This window comes from Candidatus Brevundimonas colombiensis (assembly GCA_029202665.1).
In the GTDB taxonomy this organism is placed as follows: Bacteria; Pseudomonadota; Alphaproteobacteria; order Caulobacterales; family Caulobacteraceae; genus Brevundimonas; species Brevundimonas colombiensis.
Window position 1 is genome coordinate 2,450,346 of the sequence record CP119326.1, and the last position, 26,716, is coordinate 2,477,061.

29 protein-coding genes are annotated in these 26,716 nt (G+C 66.4%); 21 read left to right on the forward strand and 8 right to left on the reverse strand.

The window, feature by feature from the left end; genetic code table 11:
• Positions 1–17 precede the first annotated feature (17 nt).
• A complete protein-coding gene (recO, locus tag P0Y50_11970; GenBank protein ID WEK39254.1) occupies positions 18–749 on the forward strand; it encodes a DNA repair protein RecO in 732 nt (243 codons plus the stop codon).
• On the opposite strand, the gene P0Y50_11975 is transcribed toward recO, so the two are convergent.
• The gene (locus P0Y50_11975; GenBank protein WEK39255.1) at positions 746–2,476 is read right to left on the reverse strand and encodes a cytochrome c biogenesis protein CcdA; all 1,731 of its coding nucleotides are present in this window, start codon (positions 2,474–2,476) and stop codon (positions 746–748) included. The genes recO and P0Y50_11975 overlap by 4 nt on opposite strands.
• 134 nt (positions 2,477–2,610) lie before the next feature.
• On the opposite strand from P0Y50_11975, the gene parC reads away from it, so the two are divergent.
• Positions 2,611–4,812, forward strand: a complete 2,202-nt coding sequence (parC, locus tag P0Y50_11980) for a DNA topoisomerase IV subunit A (GenBank protein ID WEK39256.1) — start codon at positions 2,611–2,613, stop codon at positions 4,810–4,812.
• A gap of 142 nt (positions 4,813–4,954) precedes the next feature.
• Here the strand turns inward: parC and P0Y50_11985 are convergent, their stop codons facing one another.
• A complete protein-coding gene (locus P0Y50_11985) occupies positions 4,955–5,692 on the reverse strand; it encodes an arginyltransferase (GenBank protein ID WEK39257.1) in 738 nt (245 codons plus the stop codon).
• A 108-nt stretch (positions 5,693–5,800) separates the two neighbouring features.
• Positions 5,801–6,697 (reverse strand): flagellar motor protein MotB, encoded by an 897-nt coding sequence (locus P0Y50_11990; protein WEK39258.1) that lies wholly within the window; start codon positions 6,695–6,697, stop codon positions 5,801–5,803.
• A 117-nt stretch (positions 6,698–6,814) separates the two neighbouring features.
• Between P0Y50_11990 and P0Y50_11995 the strand changes: the two genes are divergently transcribed.
• Positions 6,815–7,675 carry an NAD(P)-dependent oxidoreductase gene (locus P0Y50_11995; GenBank protein WEK39259.1) on the forward strand — a complete coding sequence of 287 codons (861 nt, stop codon included), beginning with the start codon at positions 6,815–6,817 and terminating at the stop codon, positions 7,673–7,675.
• A 4-nt stretch (positions 7,676–7,679) separates the two neighbouring features.
• Here P0Y50_11995 and P0Y50_12000 read toward each other — a convergent pair whose 3' ends face one another.
• Both P0Y50_12000 and hemB read right to left on the reverse strand, forming a co-directional pair.
• Positions 7,680–8,171, reverse strand: a complete 492-nt coding sequence (locus P0Y50_12000; GenBank protein ID WEK39260.1) for a GNAT family N-acetyltransferase — start codon at positions 8,169–8,171, stop codon at positions 7,680–7,682.
• Complete coding sequence (hemB, locus tag P0Y50_12005; protein ID WEK39261.1) at positions 8,168–9,169, reverse strand: porphobilinogen synthase; 1,002 nt, start codon at positions 9,167–9,169, stop codon at positions 8,168–8,170. The genes P0Y50_12000 and hemB overlap by 4 nt, the downstream gene beginning before the upstream one ends.
• A 149-nt stretch (positions 9,170–9,318) precedes the next feature.
• Here hemB and P0Y50_12010 point away from each other — a divergent pair, with 149 nt between their 5' ends.
• The 3 genes from P0Y50_12010 to P0Y50_12020 all read left to right on the forward strand — a co-directional run bounded on the left by P0Y50_12010 (position 9,319) and on the right by P0Y50_12020 (position 11,690).
• A complete protein-coding gene (locus tag P0Y50_12010; protein ID WEK39262.1) occupies positions 9,319–10,149 on the forward strand; it encodes a hypothetical protein in 831 nt (276 codons plus the stop codon).
• 129 nt (positions 10,150–10,278) lie between these two features.
• Positions 10,279–11,505, forward strand: coding sequence for a 5-aminolevulinate synthase (gene hemA, locus P0Y50_12015; protein ID WEK39263.1), 1,227 nt, complete (start codon positions 10,279–10,281; stop codon positions 11,503–11,505).
• Positions 11,502–11,690 (forward strand): hypothetical protein, encoded by a 189-nt coding sequence (locus P0Y50_12020; protein ID WEK39264.1) that lies wholly within the window; start codon positions 11,502–11,504, stop codon positions 11,688–11,690. Before hemA ends, P0Y50_12020 begins: the two co-directional genes overlap by 4 nt.
• A 56-nt stretch (positions 11,691–11,746) precedes the next feature.
• Here P0Y50_12020 and P0Y50_12025 read toward each other — a convergent pair whose 3' ends face one another.
• On the reverse strand, positions 11,747–12,802 hold the full coding sequence (locus tag P0Y50_12025) for a linear amide C-N hydrolase (protein ID WEK39265.1): 1,056 nt from the start codon (positions 12,800–12,802) through the stop codon (positions 11,747–11,749).
• Between the two features lie 22 nt (positions 12,803–12,824).
• On the reverse strand, positions 12,825–13,397 hold the full coding sequence (locus P0Y50_12030) for a hypothetical protein (protein ID WEK39266.1): 573 nt from the start codon (positions 13,395–13,397) through the stop codon (positions 12,825–12,827).
• A 15-nt stretch (positions 13,398–13,412) separates the two neighbouring features.
• Between P0Y50_12030 and P0Y50_12035 the strand changes: the two genes are divergently transcribed.
• From P0Y50_12035 to P0Y50_12085, 11 genes are all read left to right on the forward strand, one after another.
• The gene (locus P0Y50_12035; protein WEK39267.1) at positions 13,413–13,676 is read left to right on the forward strand and encodes a hypothetical protein; all 264 of its coding nucleotides are present in this window, start codon (positions 13,413–13,415) and stop codon (positions 13,674–13,676) included.
• A 207-nt stretch (positions 13,677–13,883) separates the two neighbouring features.
• A complete protein-coding gene (locus tag P0Y50_12040) occupies positions 13,884–15,167 on the forward strand; it encodes a serine hydroxymethyltransferase (protein WEK39268.1) in 1,284 nt (427 codons plus the stop codon).
• Positions 15,168–15,174: 7 nt separating this feature from the next.
• Positions 15,175–15,645 (forward strand): transcriptional regulator NrdR, encoded by a 471-nt coding sequence (gene nrdR / locus P0Y50_12045; GenBank protein WEK39269.1) that lies wholly within the window; start codon positions 15,175–15,177, stop codon positions 15,643–15,645.
• Positions 15,645–16,265, forward strand: coding sequence for a RibD family protein (locus tag P0Y50_12050; GenBank protein WEK39270.1), 621 nt, complete (start codon positions 15,645–15,647; stop codon positions 16,263–16,265). Before nrdR ends, P0Y50_12050 begins: the two co-directional genes overlap by 1 nt.
• Positions 16,266–16,332: 67 nt before the next feature.
• A complete protein-coding gene (locus tag P0Y50_12055) occupies positions 16,333–16,923 on the forward strand; it encodes a riboflavin synthase (protein WEK39271.1) in 591 nt (196 codons plus the stop codon).
• Complete coding sequence (gene ribB / locus P0Y50_12060) at positions 16,920–18,059, forward strand: 3,4-dihydroxy-2-butanone-4-phosphate synthase (protein WEK39272.1); 1,140 nt, start codon at positions 16,920–16,922, stop codon at positions 18,057–18,059. Before P0Y50_12055 ends, ribB begins: the two co-directional genes overlap by 4 nt.
• On the forward strand, positions 18,056–18,517 hold the full coding sequence (ribH, locus tag P0Y50_12065) for a 6,7-dimethyl-8-ribityllumazine synthase (protein ID WEK39273.1): 462 nt from the start codon (positions 18,056–18,058) through the stop codon (positions 18,515–18,517). Before ribB ends, ribH begins: the two co-directional genes overlap by 4 nt.
• On the forward strand, positions 18,514–19,038 hold the full coding sequence (gene nusB, locus P0Y50_12070) for a transcription antitermination factor NusB (protein ID WEK39274.1): 525 nt from the start codon (positions 18,514–18,516) through the stop codon (positions 19,036–19,038). The genes ribH and nusB overlap by 4 nt, the downstream gene beginning before the upstream one ends.
• Complete coding sequence (gene thiL, locus P0Y50_12075) at positions 19,038–20,027, forward strand: thiamine-phosphate kinase (protein ID WEK39275.1); 990 nt, start codon at positions 19,038–19,040, stop codon at positions 20,025–20,027. The genes nusB and thiL overlap by 1 nt, the downstream gene beginning before the upstream one ends.
• 42 nt (positions 20,028–20,069) lie before the next feature.
• Positions 20,070–20,498 (forward strand): hypothetical protein, encoded by a 429-nt coding sequence (locus P0Y50_12080; GenBank protein WEK39276.1) that lies wholly within the window; start codon positions 20,070–20,072, stop codon positions 20,496–20,498.
• 177 nt (positions 20,499–20,675) lie between these two features.
• The gene (locus P0Y50_12085) at positions 20,676–22,823 is read left to right on the forward strand and encodes a sodium-translocating pyrophosphatase (protein WEK39277.1); all 2,148 of its coding nucleotides are present in this window, start codon (positions 20,676–20,678) and stop codon (positions 22,821–22,823) included.
• A gap of 72 nt (positions 22,824–22,895) precedes the next feature.
• On the opposite strand, the gene bamE is transcribed toward P0Y50_12085, so the two are convergent.
• Entirely contained in the window at positions 22,896–23,375 is a 480-nt protein-coding gene (gene bamE, locus P0Y50_12090; GenBank protein ID WEK39278.1) for an outer membrane protein assembly factor BamE, read from the reverse strand.
• Positions 23,376–23,466: 91 nt separating this feature from the next.
• On the opposite strand from bamE, the gene P0Y50_12095 reads away from it, so the two are divergent.
• The 4 genes from P0Y50_12095 (at position 23,467) to P0Y50_12110 (ending at position 26,678) form a co-directional block, all read left to right on the forward strand.
• Positions 23,467–23,991 carry a ubiquinol-cytochrome C chaperone family protein gene (locus P0Y50_12095; protein ID WEK39279.1) on the forward strand — a complete coding sequence of 175 codons (525 nt, stop codon included), beginning with the start codon at positions 23,467–23,469 and terminating at the stop codon, positions 23,989–23,991.
• A gap of 11 nt (positions 23,992–24,002) precedes the next feature.
• Positions 24,003–24,515: a DUF177 domain-containing protein gene (locus P0Y50_12100; GenBank protein ID WEK39280.1), complete on the forward strand. Its 513-nt coding sequence runs from the start codon at positions 24,003–24,005 to the stop codon at positions 24,513–24,515.
• A 115-nt stretch (positions 24,516–24,630) separates the two neighbouring features.
• Positions 24,631–25,704, forward strand: coding sequence for a phosphate acyltransferase PlsX (plsX, locus tag P0Y50_12105; protein WEK39281.1), 1,074 nt, complete (start codon positions 24,631–24,633; stop codon positions 25,702–25,704).
• Positions 25,701–26,678, forward strand: coding sequence for a ketoacyl-ACP synthase III (locus P0Y50_12110; GenBank protein ID WEK39282.1), 978 nt, complete (start codon positions 25,701–25,703; stop codon positions 26,676–26,678). The genes plsX and P0Y50_12110 overlap by 4 nt, the downstream gene beginning before the upstream one ends.
• The last annotated feature ends 38 nt before the right edge of the window (positions 26,679–26,716 follow it).

A 26,716-nucleotide genomic window follows, 5' to 3' on the forward strand; every position in this document is an offset into this window, starting at 1 on the left:
CGCGCTAAGCCGTGAAGATGGATTTTCACGAAGAGGCCTTTGTTCTGTCGGCGCGGGCGCACGGCGACACGGGCGCGGTCGTCGATCTGCTGACCGAAGGACACGGGCGGCGTTCGGCCTATGTGGCGGGCGGGGCGTCGCGCAAGATGCGGCCCTTTCTGCAGGCCGGGGCGCGGGTCGTGGCGGACTATCGGGCGCGCACTTCGGATCATCTGGGCGCCGCGCGGCTGGAGCCGGTGGGCGAGGGGCCCAGCGCCCTGTTCGATCACGCTCTGGCCCTGACCGGATTGGCGGCGGCGGCCGGCGTGGCCCAGGGCGCCTTGCCGGAACGGGAGCCGCACCCGGGCGTCTTCCTGGCGTTCGAGGCGCTGATGGCGGCCTTCGTCCTGCCGGATGTGTGGCCGGCGATCTTCGTGCGGTTCGAGGCCGGGCTTCTGGAGGACCTGGGCTTTGGTCTGGACCTGTCGAAATGCGCGGCGACGGGCACGGCGGACGACCTGATCTACGTCAGCCCCCGCACCGGCCGGGCGGTCAGTCGCGCGGCCGGCGCCCCCTATGCGGACAAGATGCTGACCCTGCCGCCCTTCATGCTGGGCGCTCAGGCGGGCCTGATCGAAGGCGACGTCCGGGCCGGATTCGATCTGACCGGCCATTTCCTGGAGCAGTTCGTCTTCCACCCCCAGAACCGGCCCTTGCCGCCCGCCCGCGTCTGGATGCTGGACAAGCTGGCCGAGGCCGGTCGCCTCTAGCCGAAGGTGAAGGCGAAGACCTGGACGCCGGGGTCCAGGAACTCGATCTCGAAGGTGCGTTCGCGCACCGGCCCCGTCTGGCGGATCAGCTGATAAAGCCTTTCGCCCTGGATGCGGCCCAGACCCCGGGCGTCGATATCCGACCCGGCGTCGCCGCCTGGCGCGACCCCGTCGATGGTGACGCGAAAGCGCGGAGCGGCGCCCGTCTGGCTGGGCCCCATGACCAGATGCAGGTCGCGCGCCCGGAACCGGAAGGCGATGCGCCCGCCCGCCTTCTGCAGATCGGCGTGTTCTGGCGTGACCCGCCAGTCGCCCGCCAGGCTCCAGTCGTTCAGTTGCAACGGCGCGCCCGCATAGGTCTTGAGGCTGTCGCGAGCCAGGCCTCCGGGCGAACGGAAATTCTCGGCGCGTGCATAGCCGACATAGGTTTCTGGAGACGCGACCTGCCCCATGTCGGCGGCGGCTTCGGCGCCGCTGGCTTGAACCCTGACCACGTCGCTGGCGACACTGGCCGCGCCCGCCTCCTTCAACAGTTGCTGAATGACGCGCTCGGAACCGGCGTAATCGCCCTCGCCGAAGTGGTGGTGGCGGATCTGACCCTTGGGGTCGATGAAATAGTGGGCGGGCCAATACTGGTTCCTGAACGCGCGCCAGATGGCGAAGTCGTTGTCCATCGCCACCGGATAGGCGATGCCCAGCCGCTGGATGTTCTGACGCACATTGGCCTCGGACTTCTCGAAGGCGAACTCGGGCGTATGGACGCCGATCACGACCAGCCCTTGATCCTTGTATTTCTCGGCCCAGGCCCGGACGTAGGGGATGGAGCGGATGCAGTTGATGCAGGAATAGGTCCAGAAATCGACCACCACCACCTTGCCGCGCAACTGCTCGGTCGTCAGGGGCGGGGTGTTGATCCAGGTCGTGGCGCCGGTCAGCGGCGGCATCGCGCCCTCTACCGGCAGATCGGCCAGATCGGTCGGCGCCGCGTTCGTCGGCACGCCGCGACCGATCCCGCTCAACAGGGCCTGTTCGATCCGGCTGGTGCTGGCCGCCGAAATGCGGGTCAACAGGCCGGTGTCGGCGCCCAGGCCGATTGCGACGACGCCGATGAGCACAAGAACGCCCAGACCCCGCCGCACCCATTCGCCGACGCCCAGCGCGCCCTTCATCGCCTTGAACACCCGGCCCCCGACCAGCAAGGCCAGCGCCAGAGACGTGGCCGCACCCGCCGCATAGGCCAGCAGCAGAACCGTCGTGCCGACGCCTGCCCCCTGAAGCGCGGCGCCGGTCAGGATCACTCCCAGGATCGGCCCCGCGCACGGCGCCCACAGCAGGCCGGTGGCCGCACCCAGCAACAGGGAGGCGCGCACGTCGCCCTGGTCGCCGCCATGCCGCTCGGCCTTGTCGGTCAGCCACGACCCTGCCGCCACGAACGGGCGCATCAGCCGGTCGCCGACCGCCGGAAACAACAGGCTGAGGCCCAGCACGGCCATCACCGCCAGGGCGATCCAACGTCCCACCGCATTGGCCTGAACGGCCCAGCCGCCGCCCAGGGCCGCCAAGGTGGCGACACCCGCGAAGGTAATGGCCATGCCGACCAGCAACGGCAGGCCGTTGCGGACGAACGGCCGATCCGCGCGCGCGAAGACGAACGGCAGGACGGGCAGTATGCAGGGGCTGACGATGGTCAGAACCCCGGCGAGATAGGACAGCAGGAACAGGATCATCGGACGGCCTGACGCAGTATGTGCGCCTTAATACGAACGGCGGAGGCTTTCGGTCACCCTCGGCATCGGCTTATCCCCCAAACTGAGGCGGGGCGGGCTAGACTTATCGCTTCCGATCCCCGATTCGCAGAGCCATGACGATCCACGCCCCGCCGCCGGAAGGCGGCCGCATCATCGACGAGCCGATGGAGACGGCGCTCAGCCGCCGTTATCTGGCCTACGCCCTGTCGACCATCACCAACCGCGCCCTGCCGGACGTGCGCGACGGCTTCAAGCCCGTGCACCGCCGCATCCTGTACGCGATGCACCAGATGCGGCTGAACCCGCAGGCGGCGGCGCGCAAATGCGCCAAGGTCGTCGGCGAGGTCATGGGCGGATACCACCCGCACGGCGACGCCTCGATCTATGAGGCCCTGGTGCGTCTGGCCCAGGATTTCGCCCAGCGATATCCGCTGGTCGATGGTCAGGGCAACTTCGGCAACATCGACGGCGATAGCGCGGCGGCCATGCGCTATACCGAGTGCAAGCTGACGCCCGCCGCCGTCCTGCTGCTGGACGGCATCGACCAGGACGCGGTCGATTTCCGCGCCACCTATGACGACCATGACGAGGAGCCGGTCGTCCTGCCGGCCGGTTTCCCGAACCTGTTGGCCAATGGATCGTCCGGCATCGCGGTCGGCATGGCCACCTCGATCCCGCCGCATAATGTCGGCGAGCTGATCGACGCCTGCCAGCTGTTGCTGGAGCGGCCGGACGCGACGACCGCCGAGCTGGTGCAACTGGTCCCCGGCCCGGACTTCCCCACCGGCGGGGTGTCGGTGGAAGGTCAGGCCTCGATCCTTGACGCCTATGAGACGGGCCGGGGCGGAGTACGGCTGCGCGCAAAATGGCGCGAGGAAAAGCTGGATCGCGGCGCCTATCAGATCGTCGTCACCGAAATGCCGTATCAGGTGCAGAAGTCGCGCCTGATCGAGGCTCTGGCGGATTTGATCGAGCACAAGAAGGCCCCGCTGCTGGGGGATGTGCGCGACGAGTCGGCGGAAGACATCCGCCTGATCCTGGAGCCCAAGAACCGCACCATCGAGCCTGAGATGCTGATGGAAAGCCTGTTCAAACTGTCCGATCTGGAGGTCCGCTTCCCGATCAACATGAACGTGCTGGACGCCAGCGGCACGCCGCGCGTCATGGGGCTGAAGGACTGCCTGCGGGCCTTCCTGGATCACCGTCGTGAGGTGCTGAACCGGCGTTCGCAATGGCGGATCGAACGGGTCGAGAAGCGTCTGCACCTGTTGGAAGGTCTGCGGATCGTCTTCCTGAACCTGGACGAGGTGATCCGCATCGTCCGCGAGGAAGAACAGCCCAAGGCGGTCCTGATCGCACGCTTCGGCCTGACTGAGCCTCAGGCCGACTACATCCTCGACACCCGTCTGCGCCAACTGGCGCGGATCGAGGAAATGGCGATCGATAAGGAATACAACGCATTGGCGGAGGAACTTGCCAGCCTGAAGGCGTTGACGTCTTCGGAAGGCAAGCAGTGGAAGGCGATTTCGAAGGAGCTGGAGGCCGTTCGCAAGGCCCTGATCTCGCCGCGCCGGACCACAATCGCCGACGCCGTGGACGCCTCGGCCTTCGTCGCGCCTGAAGCCTTCATCCCGCGTGAAGCCATCACCGTCATACTGTCGGAGCGCGGCTGGATTCGCGCCGCCAAGGGCAAGGTCGAGGACCCGTCGGAGCTGAAGTTCAAGGAAGGCGACCAACTGGCCTATCTGGTCCCGGCCTATACGACCGACAAACTGCTGGTCGGAGCCTCGGACGGGCGCATCTTCACCATCGGCGCGGACAAGCTGGCGTCCGGGCGCGGACACGGGGAGCCGCTGCGCCTGATGATTGATCTGGACGAGAAGGCGGACATCATCGCCGTCCTGGCGCACCAGCCGGGCGGAAAACTGCTGATCGCGTCCAAGGCGGGTTACGGCTTCATCGCGCCGGAAGACGACACCCTAGCCCAGAAGCGCGGCGGCAAACAGGTGCTGAACGGCGAGATGCTGGCCATGCAGCGGGTTAATGGGGACCACATCGCCACCATAGGCGAGAACATCAAGACGCTGATCTTCCCCCTGGTCGAACTGCCCGAAATGGGACGCGGCAAGGGCGTGCGCCTACAGAATTTCAAACAGGGCGGTCTGGCCGATGTGACCGTGTTCAATGCCGAACAGGGGCCGGAATGGGCGGACGGCGGCGGGCGTCGCCGCAACTGGCCTGACTGGAAGGACTGGCTGGGCAAACGCGCCGGGGCCGGACGGCAAGGGCCGCGGGGTTTAAGGAAGTTCAGATAAGGGCGTCATTCCGAGGCGTCCGAACGAACCCGGAACCCAGGCGGCTGGGATCGGCGTCGAATGCGTCTGGCGGGACAAATCCGGCCCTGGGTTCCGGGTTCTTCGCTACGCTCTGCCCTGGAATGACGATTAGCGGCTGAACCTAATCCTCCAGCGGCGTCCAGCCCAGCTTGCCCAGCATCTCCATCGGGCGGAAATCGGCCTTGTAGTCCATCTTGGCCGACCCTCTGACCCAATAGCCCAGATAGACGTAGGGCAGGCCCACGATGGCGGCCTGGCGGACGTGGTCCAGGATGGCGAACCGGCCCAGGCTTCGCCGTTCCATCGTCGGGTCATAGAAGCTGTACACCATCGACAGACCGTCGTTCAGCAGGTCGGTCAGGGTCACGGCGACCAGATCGCCCGGCCCGCCGTCGGTCGAAGGCAGGCGGTATTCGATCAGATGGGTGCGGACGGCCGTGTCCTCGACCATGGCCACATAATCCATCCAGCCCATGTCGCTCATCCCGCCGGTCGGATGACGGGTGGTCAGATAGCGGCGCAACAACTGGAATTGCTCGGTCGTGGCCTCGGCCTCGACCAGGCTGCGCGACAGGTCGTCGTTACGCGCCAGAACCTTGCGCTGCGACCGGCTAAAGGTGAAGGCCGGCACGGGCAGGCGCACCGACACACAGGCGTCGCAGGCCTCGCACGCGGGGCGATAGGCGATGTTCTGGCTGCGCCGAAATCCGGCCAGGGTCAGTTCGTCGTTGACGTGGGCGCCGTCGGAAAAGGGCAGGTTGGCGAACACCTTCCGCTCGGTCTTTCCGGGCAGATAGGGGCAGGGCGCCACCGAGGTCATGAAGAAGCGAAGCTGTCGTGTCGGAACGTGCTGGGTCACGGCCTCAGGTCCGCATCCGATCTTGCCGATTTTGCGACACGGGGGTCATGGCGCGATTTGCCGTCATTCGCGCGCGGGCTGCAAGCGTCGGCGTTGCAGCAGGGCGGGTCACAGCGAGGTGTCCGTCGGCAGGACAGGCGCTTCGCGCAGCAGGACGATGGCGATGCGGCGGTTGCCGGCCAGGCTGGGGTCGTCGGGATAGAGGGGATCGGACCCTGCCTTGCCCGCCACGGAATAGATGCGGTCGGCGTCCACCCCGGCCGATTGCAGCACCAGTCGCGAGGCGTTGGCGCGTTCGGACGACAGGGTCCAGTCCGCAGGCGCGCTGGCGCGGTTGGAGCCGGCCGTCGCGCTGGTGTGGCCGGTGACGGAGATGCGATTGGGCAGTTGATTGATGACCTTGGACACCGCCCTCAGCAGCACCTGGGCGCGGGCGTTGGGACGGGCCGAGTTGTTGTCGAACATCGACCGGCCCTCCTGATCGACCAGCTGGATACGCAGTCCTTCGGGCGTCTGATCCACGATCAACTGTTTGGACAGTTCGGCCAGTTCCGGCATCGACTGCATGGCCTGGCGAAGGGATTCGGCGGCGCTGGCGAACTCGGCCGCTTCACGCTTCTGCATTTCGGCCTGGAGCGCGGCGTCGCTGGCCGACGACAGGTTGGCGCTGGCGCCGTTCTGATCCGTCGCCGGCGCCTCGGGCGCCAGTTCCTGAAGCACGGATTGCGAACCTGAACTCTTGGCCCCGTCGTCCCCCAGCGCCGTGCCGCCCAGAATCCCGCCCGAGCCCGATGTGGTTTCCGATACGCTGGCCGGGGCGAAATATTCGGCGATGCCGCGCTTCTGTTCCGGGTCGGTCGTATTGATCAGCCACATCAGCAGGAAGAAGGCCATCATGGCGGTCACGAAGTCCGCATAGGCCACTTTCCACGCGCCGCCATGGTGGCCCCCGCCGGAGACCTTCTTGACCTTCTTGATGAGGATCGGACGATCGCTCACGGACATGGATGCGCATCCCGAGGAGTGGTGTCCCATTCTGGCCTGGCCAAGGTTAACCGGGCGTTGACCTTGAACGGCGACGCGTCGCGGCCTAGTGCGACGCAAACGTTTGAGGAGCCTGACATGAAGATCGCTTTCGCCGGCCTGGGCGTCATGGGCGCCCCGATGGCGGGTCACCTGGTGCGGGCAGGCCACGACGTGACCGGCTTCAACCGCACGGTCGCCAAGGCCGAGGCCTGGGCCGCCGCGACCGGCGGACGGACGGCGGCGACCGTGGCCGAGGCGGCCCAGGGCGTGGACCTGTTCATCCTGTGCGTCGGCAATGACGACGACGTGCGGACGGTCGTGACCGAGGCTGCGCCGCACCTGGCTGATGGCGCCGTCGTGGTCGATCACACCACGACCTCGGCCAAACTGGCGCGCGAGATGGCTGAACTGGCGGCGGGGCAGGGGCGCAGTTTCATCGACGCGCCCGTGTCGGGGGGGCAGGCCGGGGCGGAGAACGGCCAACTCAGCGTCATGGCGGGCGGCGACGCCGAGGCCCTGGCCAAGGCAGAACCCGCGCTGAACGCCTATTCCAAGGCGATCAAACACATGGGACCGGCCGGATCGGGCCAGCTGACCAAGATGGTCAATCAGATCGCCATCGCCGGCGTGGTCCAGGGCCTGGCCGAGGCGGTGCATTTCGCCCAGATCGCGGGTCTGGACACCGACGCCGCCTATGAGGCGGTCTCCAAGGGCGCGGCCCAGAGTTGGCAGATGGACAACCGCTGGAAAACGGCCGCCAAGGGCCAGTTCGACTTCGGCTTCGCCGTCGACTGGATGCGCAAGGACCTGGGGCTGGTGCTGGACGAAGCGCGCTCGAACGGCGCGCGGCTCAGCCTGACGGCCCTCGTCGATCAGTTTTACGCCGAGGTCCAGGCCATGGGCGGGAACCGTTGGGACACGTCCAGCCTGGCGGCGCGGCTCCAAACGCGCGACTGACGCCTCAGAGCTTCCGATACATGACGTGCAGGCCGACCGGTCCGTGCGTCGGATGATCGAACGCCTCTGGAACCGTGCCGATGATGTCGAAGCCCAGCTTCCGCCACAGGGCGACGGCGACCCCATTGGTTTCCACGACCGCATTGAACTGCATCGCCCTGAACCCGGCGTCGCGGGCGAAGGCCAGGGCGGCCTCGCCCAGCGCGCGGGCCACGCCGCGTCCGCGCGCCTCGGGGGCGACCATAAAACTGCCGTTGGCGACGTGGGCGCCGTTTCCCTGCTGGTTGGCGATGATCTTGGCGGCCCCCAGCACTCGGCCGTCCTCAACGGCGACCAGGGTTCCGCCGGGCGCGTGCGGCGTCCACATCGTTCGGGCCTGCGCCTCGGTCATGTCCAGCGGATAGGCATAGGTCTCGCCGGCGCGCGTGACGGTCTCGATGATCGGCCACAGCCCCGGCCAATCGTTGTCCGTGACGGGGCGGATTTCGACGGTCATCGGCCCAGCAGCCGCGCAGCCTGGGGCGCGAAATAGGTCAGGACGCCGGCGCAGCCGGCCCGCTTGAACCCATGCAGCGTCTCCAGAATGGCGCGGTCCTGGTCCAGCCAGCCGTTGGCGATAGAGGCCTGCATCATCGCGTATTCGCCCGACACCTGATAGGCGAAGGTGGGTACGCGGAACGTCTCTGAAACCCGCCGCACGATGTCCAGATAGGGCATTCCCGGCTTGACCATCACCGCGTCGGCGCCTTCCGACAGGTCCATGGCCACCTCTTTCAGCGCCTCGTCGGAGTTGGCGTAGTCCATCTGATAGGTCTTCTTGTCGCCCTTCAACATGATCGAAGATCCCACGGCGTCACGATAGGGCCCGTAGAAGGCCGAGGCGAACTTGGCGGCATAGGACAGGATCAGCGTGTCCTGAAACCCATTGGCCTCCAGCGCCTCGCGCACCGCCTGGATGCGGCCGTCCATCATGTCGGAGGGCGCCACGACGTCGGCGCCCGCGTGGGCGTGGATGAAAGCCTGTTCGGCCAGCCGGTCCAACGAGGCGTCGTTGGCGATCCGCTCGCCCTCCATCACCCCGTCGTGCCCGTGGTCGGTATAGCAGTCCAGCGCCACGTCGGTCATGACGCCGATCTCGGGCGCGGCGTCCTTGATGGCCCGGATGGCCTCGGGGATCAGGCCGTCGGGGTCGGTCGCGCCTGTGCCGACCGCGTCCTTGATCGCGCCATCGACATTGGGGAACAGGGCGATCATCGGAATGCCCAGGTCGCGGGCCTCGACGGCCGCCGCCGCTGCGGCCTTGGGCGACAGGCGGAACACGCCGGGCATGGAGGCGACCGGAACACGATCCTCGGCTCCGTCATGCACGATCAGGGGCCAGATCAGGTCGGCCGGCGTCAGGGTCGTCTCGGCGACCAGGCGGCGCACCCACGGGCTGGCGCGCAGGCGGCGCGGCCGGGCGAGCGGGAAGGGAGCGGGCTGATAGGGAAGCATGGCGTGACCTTGGGAAATCTGGCGTGGGACTAGCGCTGCGGGGCGGGCGGCGCAAATCGCGAGATGCGTCGGATCATTTCGCCCGTGATCGCCGCTTGCGCGGATCGGTGAAATGCGGGCCTATCGCCGACAAATCCAGGGAGACGGCGATGATCGGGAAATTGGCGGCGGGCGCGGCGGCCCTGGCTCTTGCGGCGGGCCTGTCCGGCTGCATTATCATCGACTCGGACGGCGGGAAGCGGACAGTCGTCAGATCTTCAGATTACGCCGTGCTGGCTGATCCGGCAGCGGCTGATGCAGAGCCGGCAGGATACGCCGCTCTCTACGCCGAGGCCATCGCCGATCCGAAGCGTCCAGCCGAAGAGGTCGCGCGCGATGCGCTGCGTCATCCGGCCGAAATCCTGGCCTTCGCCCAACTTGCGCCGGGCGACAAGGTCGCCGACATCCGCCCCGGCGCCGGCTATTTCACCCGCCTGTTTTCCGACGTGGTCGGCCCGACCGGTCGGGTCTACGCCTTCGTGCCGGAGCGCACGATGGCGCGCGAAAACGCAGGGGCCGACGCTTTGGTCGCGGCCTATCCGAACGTGACGCGCGTCAACGGCCTGCTGGACGCCATGACCTTCGCCGAGCCGCTGGACATGATCTTCATGAGCCAGGAATACCATGACTTCCACATCCCCGGCTTCAACACCGATGTCGCCCGGATGAACGCCGCCGCCTTCGCCGCCCTGAAGCCGGGCGGCCGCTACATCCTGATCGATCACCAGGCGGCGCGAGGGGGCGGGATTTCGGCGGTCCAGACCCTGCATAGGATCGAAGGCGACTATCTGAAACGCGAAGTCGAGGCGGCCGGATTCGTCTATGAAAGGGAAAGCACCGCTGTCGCCAACCCTGCCGACGATCACAGCCTGAACGTCTTCGATGAGAAGATTCGCGGCCGGACCGATCAGTTCGTCTATCGCTTCCGCAAACCGGGCTGATCTAACCGCTTAGTGAGAACCGTTATCAATTAAGGGTTTGGGTCGTTTTGTCCATGTCGGGGACATGGACAAGGCGTCGCTGGAAGAGCAGAAAACGCTCAGCCGTCGCCATAAGCGAAAGACCCCGCGTTGTTCGATTACAAGGCCGCCTTCAGCCGCTCCGTGGAGCAGGTTCGCAGCGAAGGACGCTATCGCGTCTTCGCCGATCTCAAGCGTGTGCGCGGACAGTTCCCGCTCGCCGTGCGCCGCCGCGAGGACGGGTCCCAGCAGGATGTCGTGATCTGGTGCTCCAACGACTACCTCGGCATGGGCCAGCATGATGAAGTCCTGGCGGCCATGCACGAAGAGATCGACGCCGTAGGCGCAGGCGCCGGCGGCACCCGCAACATTTCCGGCACGACCCGTTCGGCGGTAGACCTGGAAGCCGAGCTGGCCGACTGGCACCAGAAGGAAGCGGCGCTGCTGTTCACATCGGGCTATGTGGGCAACGAGGCGACGCTCTCGACGCTTCAGACGATATTGCCCGGCCTGATCGTCTTTTCCGATTCGCTGAACCACGCCTCGATGATCGCCGGCATTCGCCACGGCGGGGGCGAGCGTCACGTGTTCATGCACAACGACCTGGCGCATCTGGAAAGCCTGCTGGCCGCCGCGCCCGCCGACGCGCCCAAGCTGATCGCCTTTGAAAGCGTCTATTCGATGGACGGCGACATCGCCGACCTGGCCGGCACCATCGCCCTGGCCAGGAAATACGGCGCAATGACCTATCTGGACGAGGTCCATGCCGTCGGCCTGTATGGCGATACCGGCGCGGGCGTGGCCGAACGCGACGGCGTCCTGGACCAGATCGACATCATCGAATGCACCCTGGGCAAGGCCATCGGCGTGATGGGCGGCTATATCGCCGCCGACGCGGTGATCGTGGACGCGGTGCGCAGCTGGGCCTCGGGCTTCATCTTCACCACCAGCCTGCCGCCCGCCCTGACGGCGGGGGCTCTGGCCTCGGTACGGCATCTGAAGAGCCACCCCGAACTGCGTGAAAAACATCAGGAACGCGCCGCGACGCTTAAGGCCCGTTTCGCAGCCGCCGGTATTCCGGTGATGGAAAGCGAGAGCCACATCGTGCCCGTGCACGTCGGCGATCCGATCCACTGCAAGATGATATCGGACATGCTGCTGGACGATTACGGCGTCTATGTTCAGCCGATCAACTATCCCACCGTGCCCAAGGGGACAGAGCGTCTGCGCTTCACCCCCTCGCCGAACCACACCGACGCCATGATGGATCATCTGGTCCAGGCGATGGACAAGCTGTTCGCGCACTGCAACGTGGCGCGCCGTCCCGTCGCCGCGTGACGACGGGCGACGACCTCGGCGAGGTCATCGTCGAGTTCACCCGCAACGGCCCCTACGTCAAATGTTCGGCTATCCACGTCGCCACTGGTCGTGAAGTCAGCGCCATGGGTCCGGTCAACGAACCCAGGTCTGTAGAGCGGGTGGCGATCGCCAAGCTGAGGCGGACGCTGCAGAATCGCGCCTGATCCGTATTGCGACGGCCGCCGGATCGGATCATCCGGCGGCCGCTCATCTCCGAACCCTACTGCGGCCCCAGGAAGGGGAAGGGGGCGGCGTCGCTGAAGCCGGCGGTGGTGTCGCCGGCATGGGTGTTGATCTGGTTCTCGCCCAACACCAGCCGCTTGACCCGTGAGCGCGGCGAGAAGTCGATCTTCTTCAGGTCCACCCAGAAGGTGTTCGGCGTCAGGGCGGACTCGAAGAAATAGAGTTTGCGTTTGTGGTCCACGACCGTGCGCCAGCGCGTCGAGGAGATGTTCGGCTGATCCGGCGTCGAGATGCCGAAGGGCACGGACGCATTGCGGATCACGCTGAACACGCTGGCCAGCGCCAGGTTGGGGTCTTCGAACTTGGGCACGGCGTTGACGTAGAAGGAGGCGCGGGCGAAGCGGTCGGCCGCGCGGTTCGTGCCCGGCAGGAAGACCGTGCCGCCAATCGTCCGCCAATAGCTGTTCAGCGCCAGCTGCTGGTCGAAGGTGGGCGAGTTGGTCATCACCTGATAGTCGCGGCTGTGATGCACAACCAGTTTGCCGTCGATATATTCGAAGATGGCGCTGTCGCCGCTGGCGTCCGACAGGGACAGGTGCAGGGTCGTCAGCCGCTGCTGGCCCGGCACATTGTCGGTGACCAGCACAAAGGGCTCGTCCTTCAAGGCGTCGACCGCTTCCGCGACGGTGGCGTAGTTGTCCAGAGCATATTGCGCCCAGGCGGCGATGCTGAGGCTGGGCTTGTTCGGATTGGGGGCCGGATACTGAGACTCGACCAGCCACAGGACATTGGCGGCCAGGCCGACCTCATTGACACCGTCGACGGTCGAGACATCATAGCCGCTGGCGATGACGCTGCCGTATTTGGACGTCCATTTCAGCGAGTTGACGCCGCCCGCGCCATCGCGCTCAAGCCCCCGGGGGAAGATCCAGAGGTTGGTCAGGATCTCGTCCTTCCAGTCCATCGATCGTGCGGTGATCACCGCCCCGTCGTGGCCGTGATAGACAAGGCGGGTGCAGGCCTCCGCCGCTGGAACCGCCAGCATGAAGGCGGCGGCCAGGGCGGCGACGCCCTTCTTCACTTGACTACGCATGTCGTCTCCTCGGGGTGGGGGATCAGTAGGTCAGGGACAGGCCGACGACCGGGCCGTGGCGCGTTACGCTCCAGTCGAAACGCTGGCCGGTGAAGTCATTCTGTTGATAGTTCTGCTCAAGCAGGCGGTAGCCCAGATTGACCGCCACGGCGCCGCCAGCCAGCGGGGTGTGGTATGTGGCCAGCGCCTGCCATGATCGGCTGCTGCGGTTGTTGCCGTCCAGTCCGCCCGCATCCACCTGGCCGCGCAGGGTCCATCGGTCGGTGGCGTCCGCCTCGACGCGCAGGCCGACCAGCATGTCGGTCCAGTCCACACCCTTGCTGGTTGCGCCGAGCGGGGTGTTCAGGTCAGCCCGCAGCTTGCTCCAGCGCGCGCCGACGATGGGCTGGACGCGGAAACTGCGCGGGTCGCCGAAGACGGTTCGGCCGCCCAGAGGACTGTCGACCAACCGATACGCCAGGCCGCCCGCAACCGTGGTCGACCGCGTGCCCAGTTCCGAAGGCAGCCCCATCAGGGACATGCCCTCCTTGGTGCGGGCGTATTGATAATCGACAAATCCGGCCCAGCGCCCCTTGCGGACCTCAATATCGCCCATGGCGATGGACTCCAGATGCTTGAAAGCATCGGAGAAGGGGACATCGACCGGCGCCCTGCGCCCTGCCAATTTGACGTGACCGTCGAGGGACGTCGCCCAGACATAGGGGCTGACCGTGACACGCCAGCCGTTGGCTTCGTCACGGTCCTGAGCAGTTGCGGCGCCTGCTGCGGCAAGCGTCAAAAGACTGGCGTGAAGGGAGACAAGACGAACAAATCTCATGACTATCAGCCCACAACGATCAAAGTGCTGGCGTTGATAAAACCGATCAGGCTTTAAACAATCTTGGATTTCCATAGTTAACACGTTTTACGTGTATAATGAGCCTGTTTTTCTCCTGGAGGCTGCGCGTCCAGTTCCGCTGGCTTGGCGGCCGGCCTCATTAGGGCGCAGATCGAATGCGCCACGCCAGCTTCACCACAAGATGTTGTGGTCTTGCGCTGGCGGGCCTAGATAGGCCAGCTTCTGATTTGCGGGGATTTCAGCGTGACGGCCTTCACCCACGACTCCTATTTCACCAAGACCTTGGCCGACGCCGATCCGGATGTCTTCAAGGGCATTCAGGGCGAACTGGGGCGTCAGCGCGAACAGATCGAACTGATCGCGTCCGAGAACATCGTCTCCCAGGCGGTGCTGGACGCGCAAGGGTCGGTCCTGACCAACAAATACGCCGAGGGCTATCCCGGTCGTCGCTATTACGGCGGCTGCGAGTTCGTGGACGTCACCGAAGACCTGGCGCGCGAGCGGGCGAAAAAGCTGTTCGGCGCGGCCTTCGCCAACGTCCAGCCGCACTCGGGCGCCCAGGCCAACCAGGCGGTCTTCTTTACCCTGCTGCAGCCCGGCGACACCTTCCTGGGCATGGATCTGGCCTGCGGCGGGCACCTGACGCACGGCTCGCCGGCCAACCAGTCGGGCAAGTGGTTCCGCCCCGTCACCTATAAGGTGCGCGAAGACACCCACCTGATCGATTATGACCACGTCGCCGAAATGGCCGAGCGCGAGAAGCCTAAGCTGATCCTGGCCGGCGCCAGCGCCTATTCGCGCCACATCGACTTCAAACGCTTCCGCGAGATCGCCGACAGCGTGGGCGCCTATCTGATGGTCGACATGGCCCACTATGCCGGTCTGGTCGCGGGCGGCGCCTATCCCGACCCGATCCCGCACGCCCATGTCGTCACCACCACGACCCACAAGACCCTGCGCGGCCCGCGCGGCGGCATGATCCTGTCCAACGACGCGGACCTGGGCAAGAAGATCAACTCGGCGGTCTTCCCCGGCCTGCAGGGCGGCCCGCTGGAACACGTCATCGCCGGCAAGGCCGTGGCCTTCGGCGAGGCGCTGAAGCCTGAGTTCAAGCTCTATGCCCAACAGGTGGTCAAGAACGCCCAGGCCCTGGCCGCCGTGCTGGTCGAACGTGGTCTGGCCATCGTTTCGGGCGGCACCGACAGCCACCTGATGCTGGTCGATCTGCGGCCCAAGGGCGTGACCGGCAAGGCGACCGAGCACGAGTTGGAAAAGGCGCTGATGACTTGCAACAAGAACGGCGTGCCGTTCGATACGTCGCCCTTCACCGTCACCTCGGGCGTTCGCCTGGGCACGCCGGCCGGCACCACGCGCGGCTTCGGCGAGGACGAGTTCAAGCAGATCGGCCACTGGATCGCCGATGTCGTCTCTTCGATGAACGGCGGCGACGAGGCCGATCCGGCCGTGGTGGCGGGCGTGGCGGCCCAGGTGCGCGAGTTGACGCACCGCTTCCCGATCTACGGATAACCGCCTGATGAAGTGCCCTTTTTGCGGTCATCAGGATACGCAGGTCAAGGATAGCCGACCGTCGGACGACGGTTCGGCCATTCGCCGCCGCCGGTCCTGCCCCAACTGCAACGGGCGCTTCACCACCTTCGAGCGCGTCCAGTTGCGCGAACTGGTCATCCTGAAGCGCAACGGCCGGCGCACGCCGTTTGAGCGCGACAAGCTGGAACGGTCGCTGGGTGTGGCGCTGCGAAAACGCCCGGTCCAGGCCGATCAGGTCGAGCAGATGGTCAACCGGATCGTGCGTCAGCTGGAGAGCCTGGGCGAGACGGAAATCCCGTCCAGCACGGTCGGCGACTTCATCATGAAGGCGCTGAAGGGCGTCGATGAGGTCGCCTATGTCCGCTACGCCTCGGTTTACAAGGACTTCCGCCACACCGGCGACTTCGCCAAATTCCTGGGCGACGAAGGCCTGGACGAGCCGACCGGCAAGGTCTGATGCGGGTCACGCTGAAACTGGCGACCTCGCTGGATGGGCGGATCGCCACGGCATCGGGCGAGAGCCAGTGGATCACCGGAGATGCGGCGCGGCTGGAAGGGCATCGTCTGCGCGCCGCGCACGACGCCATCCTGGTCGGGGTCCAGACGGTCCTGCACGACGACCCTGAATTGACCGCCCGCCTGCCGGGCCGCGCGGTGGATCAGCCGCTGCGGGTCGTGCTGGACAGTCGGCTCCGCACCCCCGTCAGCGCGAAACTGGCTGGTGAGAACACCCTGATCCTGACCGCCGTCGAGCCCCATGCCGTGGGCGCCGCGACCGTTCGCCGGGTCGAGGTGGAGGAAGGCCGTCCCGCCGTCGCGGCGGTCATGAAGGCCCTGGCCGCCGCCGGGGCGGAATCCGTCCTCATTGAGGGCGGAGGGCAGGTCGCGTCGTCGTTCCTGCGCGCCGACGCCGTCGATGCGCTGGAATGGTTTCGCGCCCCGATCCTGCTGGGCGGGGAGGGGCGGCCCTGCGTCGCCGCCCTGGCCCTTGCAAAGCTGTCCGACGCCCCCAAGTTCCGTCGCCTGGGCGTCGAGGCTGTCGGGGACGATCTGTGGGAACGCTACGTCCGTCTGTGACGTCGATTTCAGACGATTGAGACTATTCAGACTGTGTTTTTCGGGTCCGAAAGGGGCCAGCGTCCAAATGTTCACCGGCATCGTCACCGACATCGGCCGCGTCCGCGAGGTTCGCCAGACCGATCGCGACCGGCGCTATGAGATCCAGACGGTCTGGGACACCGCCGACATCGACCTGGGCGCCTCGATCAGCCACGCGGGTTGCTGCCTGACCGTGACGGAGAAGGGGGCGGGTTGGTTCGCGGTCGAGGTCTCCAGCGAAACCCTGTCCAAGACCACCCTGGGCGCCTGGACGGCCGGCGACGGCGTCAATCTGGAACGGGCGGCAAAACTGGGCGACGAGATGGGCGGCCACGTGGTTTCGGGCCATGTCGACGGGCTGGGGCGCATCGTCTCCATCACGCCCGAAGGCGGATCGCACCGGGTGGCGGTCGAGGCGCCGGCGCCGTTGCACCGCTATATCGCCGCCAAGGGATCGATCACCGTCGATGGCGTGTCCCTGACCGTGAATGCGGTCGAGGGGCGCGTCTTCTGGCTGAACATCATCCCCCACACCTGGGCGGTGACGACACTGGGCGGGCTGAAAGTCGGCGATCCGGTCAATCTGGAGATCGACATGCTGGCGCGTTACCTCGCGCGGTGGCAGGAGACGGCATGATGCAAGTCCCGGCCGCCAATCTGAACGACAGCCCGATCAGTCCGATCGAGGATATCCTGGAGGACGCCCGCAACGGCCGCCCCTACATCCTGGTGGACGCCGAGGACCGAGAGAACGAAGGGGACATCATCATCCCAGCCCAATTCGCCACCCCGGACCAGATCAACTTCATGATCCGCCAGGCGCGCGGCCTGGTCTGTCTGGCCCTGACGGCCGAGCGAGCCCAGCAGCTGCGTCTGCCGCCGATGGCCGCCGACAATCGCGAGAGCATGAAGACCGCCTTCACCGTCTCGATCGAGGCGAAGGAAGGCGTCACCACCGGCATCTCCGCCGCCGACCGCTCGCGCACCATCCATGTGGCCACCGATGCGTCCAAGGGCATGGACGACATCGTCTCGCCCGGCCACATCTTTCCTTTGGTGGCGCGTGACGGCGGCGTCCTGGTCCGTGCCGGCCATACCGAGGCGGCGGTGGATATCAGCCGCATGGCCGGCCTGACCCCCGCCGGGGTGATCTGCGAGATCATCAAGGACGACGGTGAGATGGCGCGGATGCCCGATCTGATCGCCTTCGCACAGATGCATGGGCTGAAGATCGGCACCATCGCCGATCTGATCGCCTATCGCCGTCGCACCGAACGGTTCGTCGAGCGGATCATGGATACCCCGTTCGAAAGCGTCCACGGCGGCCCCTTCCGGCTGATGCTGTATAAGAACACCATCGAGGGCGCCGAGCATGTCGCCCTGGTTCACGGCCGGATCGACCCGTCCAAGCCGACCCTGGTGCGGATGCACCAGGTGGACTTCGCCTGCGATCTGCTGGGTCATGTCGAGGCGCGCCAGGACTATGTGCCCAGCGCCCTGCGCCAGATCACCGATCATGACGGGCCGGGTGTGGTCGTCTTCCTGCGCGATCCGTCGCTGACGTCGCTGGCCGAACGTCTGGCGGGGGCGGATCGGCCGGCGGCGATGGACCGTTCGCTGCGCGCCTATGGCGTCGGGGCGCAGATCCTGCTGGACCTGGGCGTCAGGGACATGATCGTGATGAGTTCGACGCGACCCGAACCGATGGCGCTGGAGGGCTATGGCCTGCGCATCGTCGGCTGGCGCGACATGGATGGAGAGACGAAGGCGTGAGCGAGACCCCCCGTATTCTGATCGTCGAAGCGCGGTTCTACGACGCCCTGGCCGACGCCCTGTTGGAAGGCGCCAAGGAGACGCTGAAGGCGCGCGGCGCCGATTTCGACGTCGTCACCGTGCCCGGCGCGCTGGAAATCCCGCCCGCCATCGCCATGGCCGAAGAGGCGGGCCGGTTCCCGACCGCGCCCCGCTATGATGGTTATGTCGCCCTGGGCACGGTCATCCGCGGCGAGACCTATCATTTCGAGATCGTGTCGGATCAGTCTGCGGCGGGCATCATGGCCTTGGGCGTCAAGGGTCTGGCCATCGGCAACGGCGTGCTGACGACCGAGGATGAGGATCAGGCCTGGTATCGCGCGCGGCTTTCGGAAGGGGATAAGGGGGGCGGGGCGGCGAAAGCCTGCCTGGACCTCATTGCCTTGAAGAAGCGATTGCGCGTAGGCGTCGGCGCATGACTGAACCGAACAGCGTAAAAGCCGTCCTAGAACAACTCGCCGAAGCCGAAAGGCAGCGCGCCGAACCGAATCTGACGTCCAAACAGCGTCGCGCCCGCACTGTTTCGCGCCTGGCCGCCGTGCAGGCCCTGTACCAGATGGAGCTGGCGGGTGAGGGCGTGGAGACGGTGATTACCGAATTCTCCAAATTCCGTTTCGACGGCGACATCGAGGGCGAGGCCCTGGCCGAGGCCGACGAGGCCTATTTCGCCGACATCGTGCGCGGCGTGATCGAAAGCCAGCGCGACATCGACGCCGCCATCAAGGCGCGCCTGGCCTCCAACTGGAAGCTCGAGCGGATCGACGCCACCCTGCGCGCCCTGCTGCGGTCCGGCGCCTGGGAGCTGATGAAACACCCGGAGACGCCGCGCGAGGTCGTGATCGACGAATATGTCGAACTGGCCAAGGCCTTCTTCGACGACGCCGAGGCGCGCTTCGTCAACGCCGCGTTGGACGGCGTGGCCAAAGACACGCGCAAATAATGCCGGCGCTCGACGTCGCGGGCGAGTTCGAGACGATCGAGAGGCTGCTGAAGCCCCTGGCCCACCCCGAGTGGGCGGGGGGCCTGATGGACGACGTGGCGGTGCTGCCGTCGCGACCCGGCCACGACCTGATCCTGACCAAGGACGCCATGGTCGAGGGGGTGCATTTTCTGCCTGACGATCCGCTGGGTACGGTGGCCCGCAAGCTGTTGCGGGTGAACCTGTCGGACCTGGCGGCCAAGGGCGCCGAGCCGTTTGGGTACCTGCTGTCCTGCTTTTGGTCCGAAAGGTGCGGCTGGCCCGAACGCGAGGCCTTTGCGGCGGGTCTGGCGGAGGATCAGTCGCGGTTCGGCGTGGCCCTGTTGGGCGGCGACACCGTCAAGACGCCGGGGCCGGCCAGCTTTTCCCTGACCGCGCTGGGGTGGGCGCCGACAGGCGCGGCGGTGTCGCGAGCGGGAGCGCAGGTCGGTGACCTGGTGTTCGTCACGGGAGCGATCGGCGACGGACTGTTGGGTCTCAGGGCCGCGAGGGGTGAACTATCGCTGGACGAGGAGCGGATCGCCGCCCTGGTCGACCATTACCGCACGCCGACACCGCGTCTGGATTTCGCCCCGGCGATCCGCGAGTTCGCCACCGCCTCGGTGGATGTGTCCGATGGTCTGGCCGCCGACCTGGGCCATATCGCCCGCGCCAGCGGCGTCGGGATCACCCTGAATCTGAATGTCCTGCCGCTGTCGGCCGCCGCCCAGGCGTGGTTCGACGACCGCGTGGACGCCCAGCTGGCGCTGGAAGACCTGGCCAGCGGCGGCGACGACTATGAGATCGCCTTCACCGCCCATCCCCGCCACGAGGAGGCCCTGCGCCGCGAAGCCGACAGGCGACTGGTTCGGCTGACGCGAATAGGGGAGGTCGTGCCCGGCGCCGGCCTGACCGCGATCCATGACGGCCGTCCCGTCGAAATGGCGCGGTGCGGCTGGACCCACGGCTGAGGCGGCAAGGGAATCCTAACGCCCATCGGCTATCGAACCGCCATGGATCGCAGAACCCTGATCGCCGCCGGGACTATCGCCCTGACGAACGGCCTGCCGCGCGCCGCCGTCGCCTCCAGCGACGCGCCCGCCGCGCCAGCCTCGTTGAGCATTGCCGGACTGGGCCTGCCGGTCATCGAGGGCGGGCGGCTGCGCAACTATGTCTTCGTCGCCCTTCGACTGGAGTTGGGCGCGGGCAAGACCATGGAGCAGATCAAGCCCAAGGAAGCCTTCTTCCGCGACGCCCTGGTCCGCGCCGCCCATCGCACGCCCTTCACCGTCCCGGGCGACTGGACCCGTCTGGACGAACGCGCCCTGTCCGCCGCCCTGGTTTCGGCCTCGGTCGGCATCTCGGGCCGTGGCTCCATCCGGCGGGTGGAGGTGGTCAGCCAATCCCCGCGTCGTCGCACCGGGATGCAGCAGCCGCGCTGACCCAGTTTGGCGACCCCCGTTGCGCCAGTTTCCAACGCATGACACGCTCCTCCTGCAAATCCCAAGGGACGCACTGACGCGTTCGCCGCGTGCGGGGGGACCGGAAGGCGGACAGAGGCGATAACGCCCGACCGCGCAAAGGCCTGCGCGCCTGTTTGCAAGGGCATGGAAACGCCAATGACGAATTCACTCACGCTGGTCTTCGCGGCCGGCGTTCTGGCGGTGCTTTACGGCGCCGCTCAGACCGCCGTGCTGATGAAGGCGAGCACCGGAAACGACAAGATGCGAGAGATCGCAGCCGCGATTCAGGAAGGCGCCTCGGCCTATCTGAAGCGGCAATATCTGACCATCGGCCTGGTCGGGGTCGTGATCCTGATCGCCGCCTATGTCCTGATCGGCGTCTATGCCGCCGTCGGCTTCCTGATCGGCGCAGTCCTGTCCGGCGCGGCCGGCTATGCGGGAATGCTGATTTCCGTGCGGGCCAATGTCCGCACGGCGCAGGCCGCATCCGAAGGTCTGGCCAAGGGGCTGGACCTGGCGTTCCGATCGGGCGCCATCACCGGCATGTTCGTGGCGGGCGGCGCCCTGATCGGGGTGTCCGGCTATTATATCTTGCTGACCCAGCATCTGGGACTGGCGTCGACCGGGCGCGAAGTCATCGACGGCCTTGTGGCGCTGGGCTTCGGCGCCTCGCTGATCTCCATCTTCGCGCGTCTGGGCGGCGGCATCTTCACCAAGGGCGCCGACGTGGGCGGCGACATGGTGGGCAAGGTCGAGGCGGGCATCCCCGAGGACGATCCCCGAAACGCCGCGACCATAGCCGATAACGTCGGCGACAATGTCGGGGACTGCGCCGGCATGGCCGCCGACCTGTTCGAAACCTATGCGGTGACGACGGTGGCGACCATGGTGCTGGCCGCCATCTTCTTCCGGGGGCAGCCCTATGTGGATGTGATGATGGTCCTGCCGCTGGCGATCTGCGCGGTCTGCGTCGTCACCTCCATCATCGGCAGCTTCTTCGTGCGGCTGGGCAAGAGCCGCAACATCATGGGGGCGCTGTATCAGGGTCTGATCGTGACGGGCGTCCTGTCCATCGGCGCGGTCTGGTGGGTCATCAACCAGATGGTGACGGGGCCGATCGTGACGGCGGGCGGATTGGAAATCCAGCCCATGGCCCTGTTCTGGTCCGGCATGGTCGGACTGGCGGTCACGGCGGCCATCGTCGTCGTGACCGAATACTATACCGGCTCGGGCTTCCGGCCGGTGCGGTCCGTGGCCAACGCCTCGGTTTCCGGTCACGGCACCAATGTCATCCAGGGGCTGGCGGTGTCGCTGGAGGCCACGGCCCTGCCGGCGTTGACGATCATCGTCGGCATCGTGGTCAGCTTCCAACTGGCCGGCCTGTTCGGCATCGCCATCGCCACCACGACCATGCTGGGCGTGGCGGGAATGATCGTGGCTCTGGACGCGTTTGGTCCCGTCACCGACAACGCGGGCGGCATCGCCGAAATGGCGGGTCTGCCCAGCGACGTGCGGCATTCGACCGATGCACTGGATGCGGTGGGCAACACCACCAAGGCCGTGACCAAGGGCTACGCCATCGGCTCGGCCGGCCTGGGCGCCCTTGTCCTGTTCGCCGCCTACACGTCGGACCTGCAGTATTTCTCGGCCAATCCGGCGGATTATCCGTTCTTCGCCAATATGGGGCCGATCGCCTTCGACCTGACCAACCCCTATGTCGTGGTCGGTCTGTTGTTCGGCGGGCTGCTGCCCTTCCTGTTCGGCGGCATGTCGATGATGGCGGTCGGACGGGCGGCTGAATCGGTCGTCGCCGAGGTGCGGCGTCAGTTCCGCGAGAACCCCGGCATCATGACCTATCAGGTCAAGCCGGAATACGGCCGTGCGGTCGACATCCTGACCCGGGCCGCGATACGCGAGATGATCGTGCCGTCGCTGCTGCCGGTGCTGTCGCCCATCGTCCTGTTCGTCGCGGTTCTGGGCATTTCGGACAAGGCCAACGCCTTCGCCGCGCTGGGCGCCATGCTGATGGGGGTGATCGTGACCGGCCTGTTCGTGGCCATCTCGATGACCTCAGGCGGGGGCGCCTGGGACAACGCCAAGAAGGTGATCGAGGAAGGGTTCACCGACAAGAACGGCGTCGTCCATGGCAAGGGCTCGGAAGCCCACAAGGCGGCCGTGACCGGCGATACGGTCGGCGATCCCTACAAGGACACATCCGGTCCGGCGGTGAACCCGATGATCAAGATCACCAACATCGTCGCCCTGCTTCTGCTGGCGGTGCTGGCCAGCGGATCGGTCGGCTAAGACCCTCCTGACAGGAAAACGGCCCGGAGAGCCATCTCCGGGCCGTTCGCTTGCCTGTAAGGCGTGCCGGCCTCAGTCGGGGCGGCGCTGGCCAGGCGTATTGTCTTCCGTGCGTGGCAGCTGGCCACGGCCGACGTTGCCCAGCAATTGCTCCAGCACCGTCAGCGAGCGGCCGCGGGTCGGCGTCTCGTTGCGGTTCATGGCGACGTTCTCACCGTCCGTCAGACCCAGCGTCCGCACCGCCGCCACCTGATCGCCGCCGGGCGCGAAGGTGATTTCCGTCACCGTGCGGCTGGAGACCTTGGGCAGGTTGTAGGTGTATTTCTCGGTCGTCTGGCTGATGTAGTACCAGACTTGGTTCGGTTCGAAGGTGGATGTCGTCGAGGGCGAGCCCAGCTTGGCCAGCACCGTTTCCTTGGTGTCCGTCCCGGCGACCACGTCCTGGGGCTTGGCGTCGATGGCCTGGAAGCCGTTGGAGCCGATGACGGGCGCGCAGGCGGCGCTGAAACCGGCCAGCGAAACAGCGGCGAGAAGCGGGACGAAACGGGACATGGTCGGGCGCCTGCGAGAGAACAAGGTCTTTGACCTAGACGGACCTGCGTCCTAGTTCAACGGCGCGGCGGAAAAGGGGCCGTAGGAACCCATGCTGAAAAACCTGTTCAAACCCCGATCCGGGCCGCGCATCGGCGATAATCTGTACGCCAAGGCCGTGGCCCAGGCGCGTAATCCCGACTTCTATACGCGCCTGAACGTCGCCGACCGCATCGACGCCCGATTCGAACTCTATACGCTGCACGTGCTGCTGCTGGTGCTGCGTTTTCGCGATGAAAACACGGCTCAAGGGAGCGATGCGGCCCAGGCGGTGTTCGACGTCTATGTGTCGGCGCTGGATCATGCCCTGCGCGAGGAAGGGGTGGGTGATGTTTCTGTCGGCAAGAAGATGCGCAAGCTGGGCGAGGCGGTTTACGGTCGCATGAACGCTTATGAAACGCCGCTTCGGAACGGGGACGCCGTTGCACTCGCTGAGGCGATGGCTCGCAACATCTATGCCGATCCGCAGGCTGAACACGCCGCCGCCCTGGCGGATTACGCTCTGGCCAGCCGATCGGCGCTGGGCGAACAGGATTTCAAGGCCGTGCTGGCGATCCCGGCCTGGGCCGAGGTTTGAACGAGATGAGCATGACGCACCCCTTCAGCGACGTGGTTCGCATCAATCAGATCGGCGCCGGTCTGAACCGTCGGCTGGAGCCGGACGCCGAGGCGCGCAGACGAATCGCACGATCCCTGGACCTGCAGGGGCTTGAGGATTTCGTGGTCGATCTGGAGATCAAGCCGACGCCGTCTTCCAGCGAATGGACCATGAAGGGGCGGGTCGTCGCCCACGCCGTCCAGACCTGCGGTCTGACGTTGGAGCCTTTGCCGGTCGATGTGGACCGGCGCTTCTCGATCCAATTGGCTGAGGCGGCGGCTGAGGAAACCGACGAGATCGAGATCACGCTGGACGAGGAGGGCGCCGACCTGATCGAGGACGGCAAGATCGACCTGGGCCAATACGCTGTCGAACAGCTGGTGCTGTCGCTGGACCCCTTCCCTCGCAAGCCGGGCGCGGCCTTCGTGCAACCGGAAGAGCCCAACGAGATTTCGCCGTTCGCCGCCCTGAAGGCGCTAAAGAATCGCGAAGATCCGGCCTGAGGCGCGGCCGAGGTTGACGTAGGGATCGGGTGGTTGCATCCCCCGGCGTCGGCGCTATCGTCCAGCGCCCAATCCGAAGCGCCGCGACAAGACGACGCGGCCACACGAGGTCCATTTGCCCACCCCAGTTACGATCTCGCTTGACGCCATGGGCGGTGATCACGGGCCCTCCGTGGTCGTTCCCGGCATCCGCAGCTATCTCGCCGCCCATGACGGCGAGGGCGTGCGGTTCCTGCTGCATGGCGACGAGACCCAGATCCGGGCGCATCTGGCGCGCTGCAACCTGCCGGCCGACATCATCGATATCCGTCACACCGAAAAGGTCGTGGCCATGGACGAAAAACCGGCCCAGGCCATGCGGCGCGGCAAGGGCTCCAGCCTGTGGAACGCCATCGAGGCCGTGAAGACCGGCGAGGCGGGCGGCGTGGTCTCGGCCGGCAACACCGGCGCCCTGATGGCCATCGCCAAACTGATCCTGCGGATGTCAGCGCCCGGTCTGGAGCGACCGGCCATCGTCGCCAGCTGGCCCACGTTCAAGGGCCATACCGCCGTTCTCGACGTAGGCGCCAACATCGGCAGCGATGCGGAACAACTGGTCGAGTTCGCCATCATGGGCGAGGCTTTTCAGGCGGCGGTGCGCGGCGTCGCCCGCCCGACCATCGGTCTGCTCAACGTCGGCTCCGAGGACATGAAGGGCAACGAACAGGTCAAGGAGGCGCACGCCATCCTGCGCGACGGCCCATTCGACCTGAACTATCACGGCTTCGTCGAGGGCGACGACATCGCCAAGGGCACGGTGGACGTGGTCGTCACCGACGGCTTCACCGGCAACATCGCCCTGAAGACCGCCGAAGGCACGGCCCGCTATATCTCCGCCCTGCTGAAGGAGGCCCTGACCTCCAACCTGCAGTCCAAGCTGGGCGCCGCCATCGCCATGCCGGCTTTGAAGAAGATGCGTCAGAAGATCGACCCCAGCGCCATCAACGGCGGACCTCTGCTCGGTCTGAACGGCATCGTGGTCAAGAGCCATGGCGGCGCGGACGCCAAGGGTTTCGGCAACGCCATCCGCATCGCCGTCGATCTGGCGCGCAGCGACTATATGAGCAAGGTGGGGGACAACCTGGGCAAGCTGGACGCGGTGTTCGATCACGCCAAGGCCGCCGCCCCCGTGGGAGATACCGTCCAGTGAGCGTCACACGCAGCGTCGTCACCGGCGTCGGCTCCTTCCTGCCGGAGCAGATCGTCACCAACGCCGATCTGGCCAAGATCGTCGACACCTCCGACGAATGGATTCAGGAGCGCACCGGCATCAAGCAGCGCCACAGGGCGCGTGACGACCAGCCGACCAGCGATCTGGCCGTCGAGGCGGCTCGGAAGGCCCTGGCCGATGCAGGCAGGGCGCCGACGGACGTCGACCTGATCATCGTGGCGACCACGACGCCGGACATGACCTTCCCCGCGGTGGCCTCCATCGTTCAGAACAAGCTGGGGGCCGGCGTTGGCGTGGCCTTCGATGTTCAGGCCGTCTGTTCCGGCTTCGTCTATGCCCTGAGCGTCGCGGACGGCTTTGTGGCGCGCGGCCTGTCGAAGTGCGCCCTGGTGATCGGGGCCGAAGAGATGACCCGGCTGATGGACTGGACCGACCGGACCACCTGCGTCCTGTTCGGCGACGGCGCCGGCGCGGTCGTGCTTGAGCCGCGCGAAGGGCAGGGGACGTCGGATGACCAGGGGATGCTCGGCTTCGCCCTGCGCGCCGACGGCTCCAAGACCGACCTTCTTTATGTCGACGGCGGGCCGGCGACGACGGGAACGGTCGGCCATCTGCGCATGGCCGGAAATCAGGTCTTCCGCCATGCCGTCGTCAACATCGCCGAAGGCATCACCGCCGCCTGCGCCGCCGCGAACATCCAGATTTCCGACGTCGACTGGTTCGTGCCGCACCAGGCCAATCAGCGGATCATCAAGGGCGTGGGCGACCGTCTGGGCCTGGACGAGAACAAGGTGATCTCCACCGTCGCCACGCATGCCAACACCTCGGCCGCCTCCATCCCGCTGGCGCTGGACGCTGCGATCCAGGACGGACGGATCAAGAAGGGCGACATGGTGCTGCTGGAGGCCATGGGCGGCGGCCTGACCTGGGGCGCCTGCGCCCTGAGACTCTAAAGTCGCCCGGCGGCATTGATTTTTCGGGGCCTTTGCGG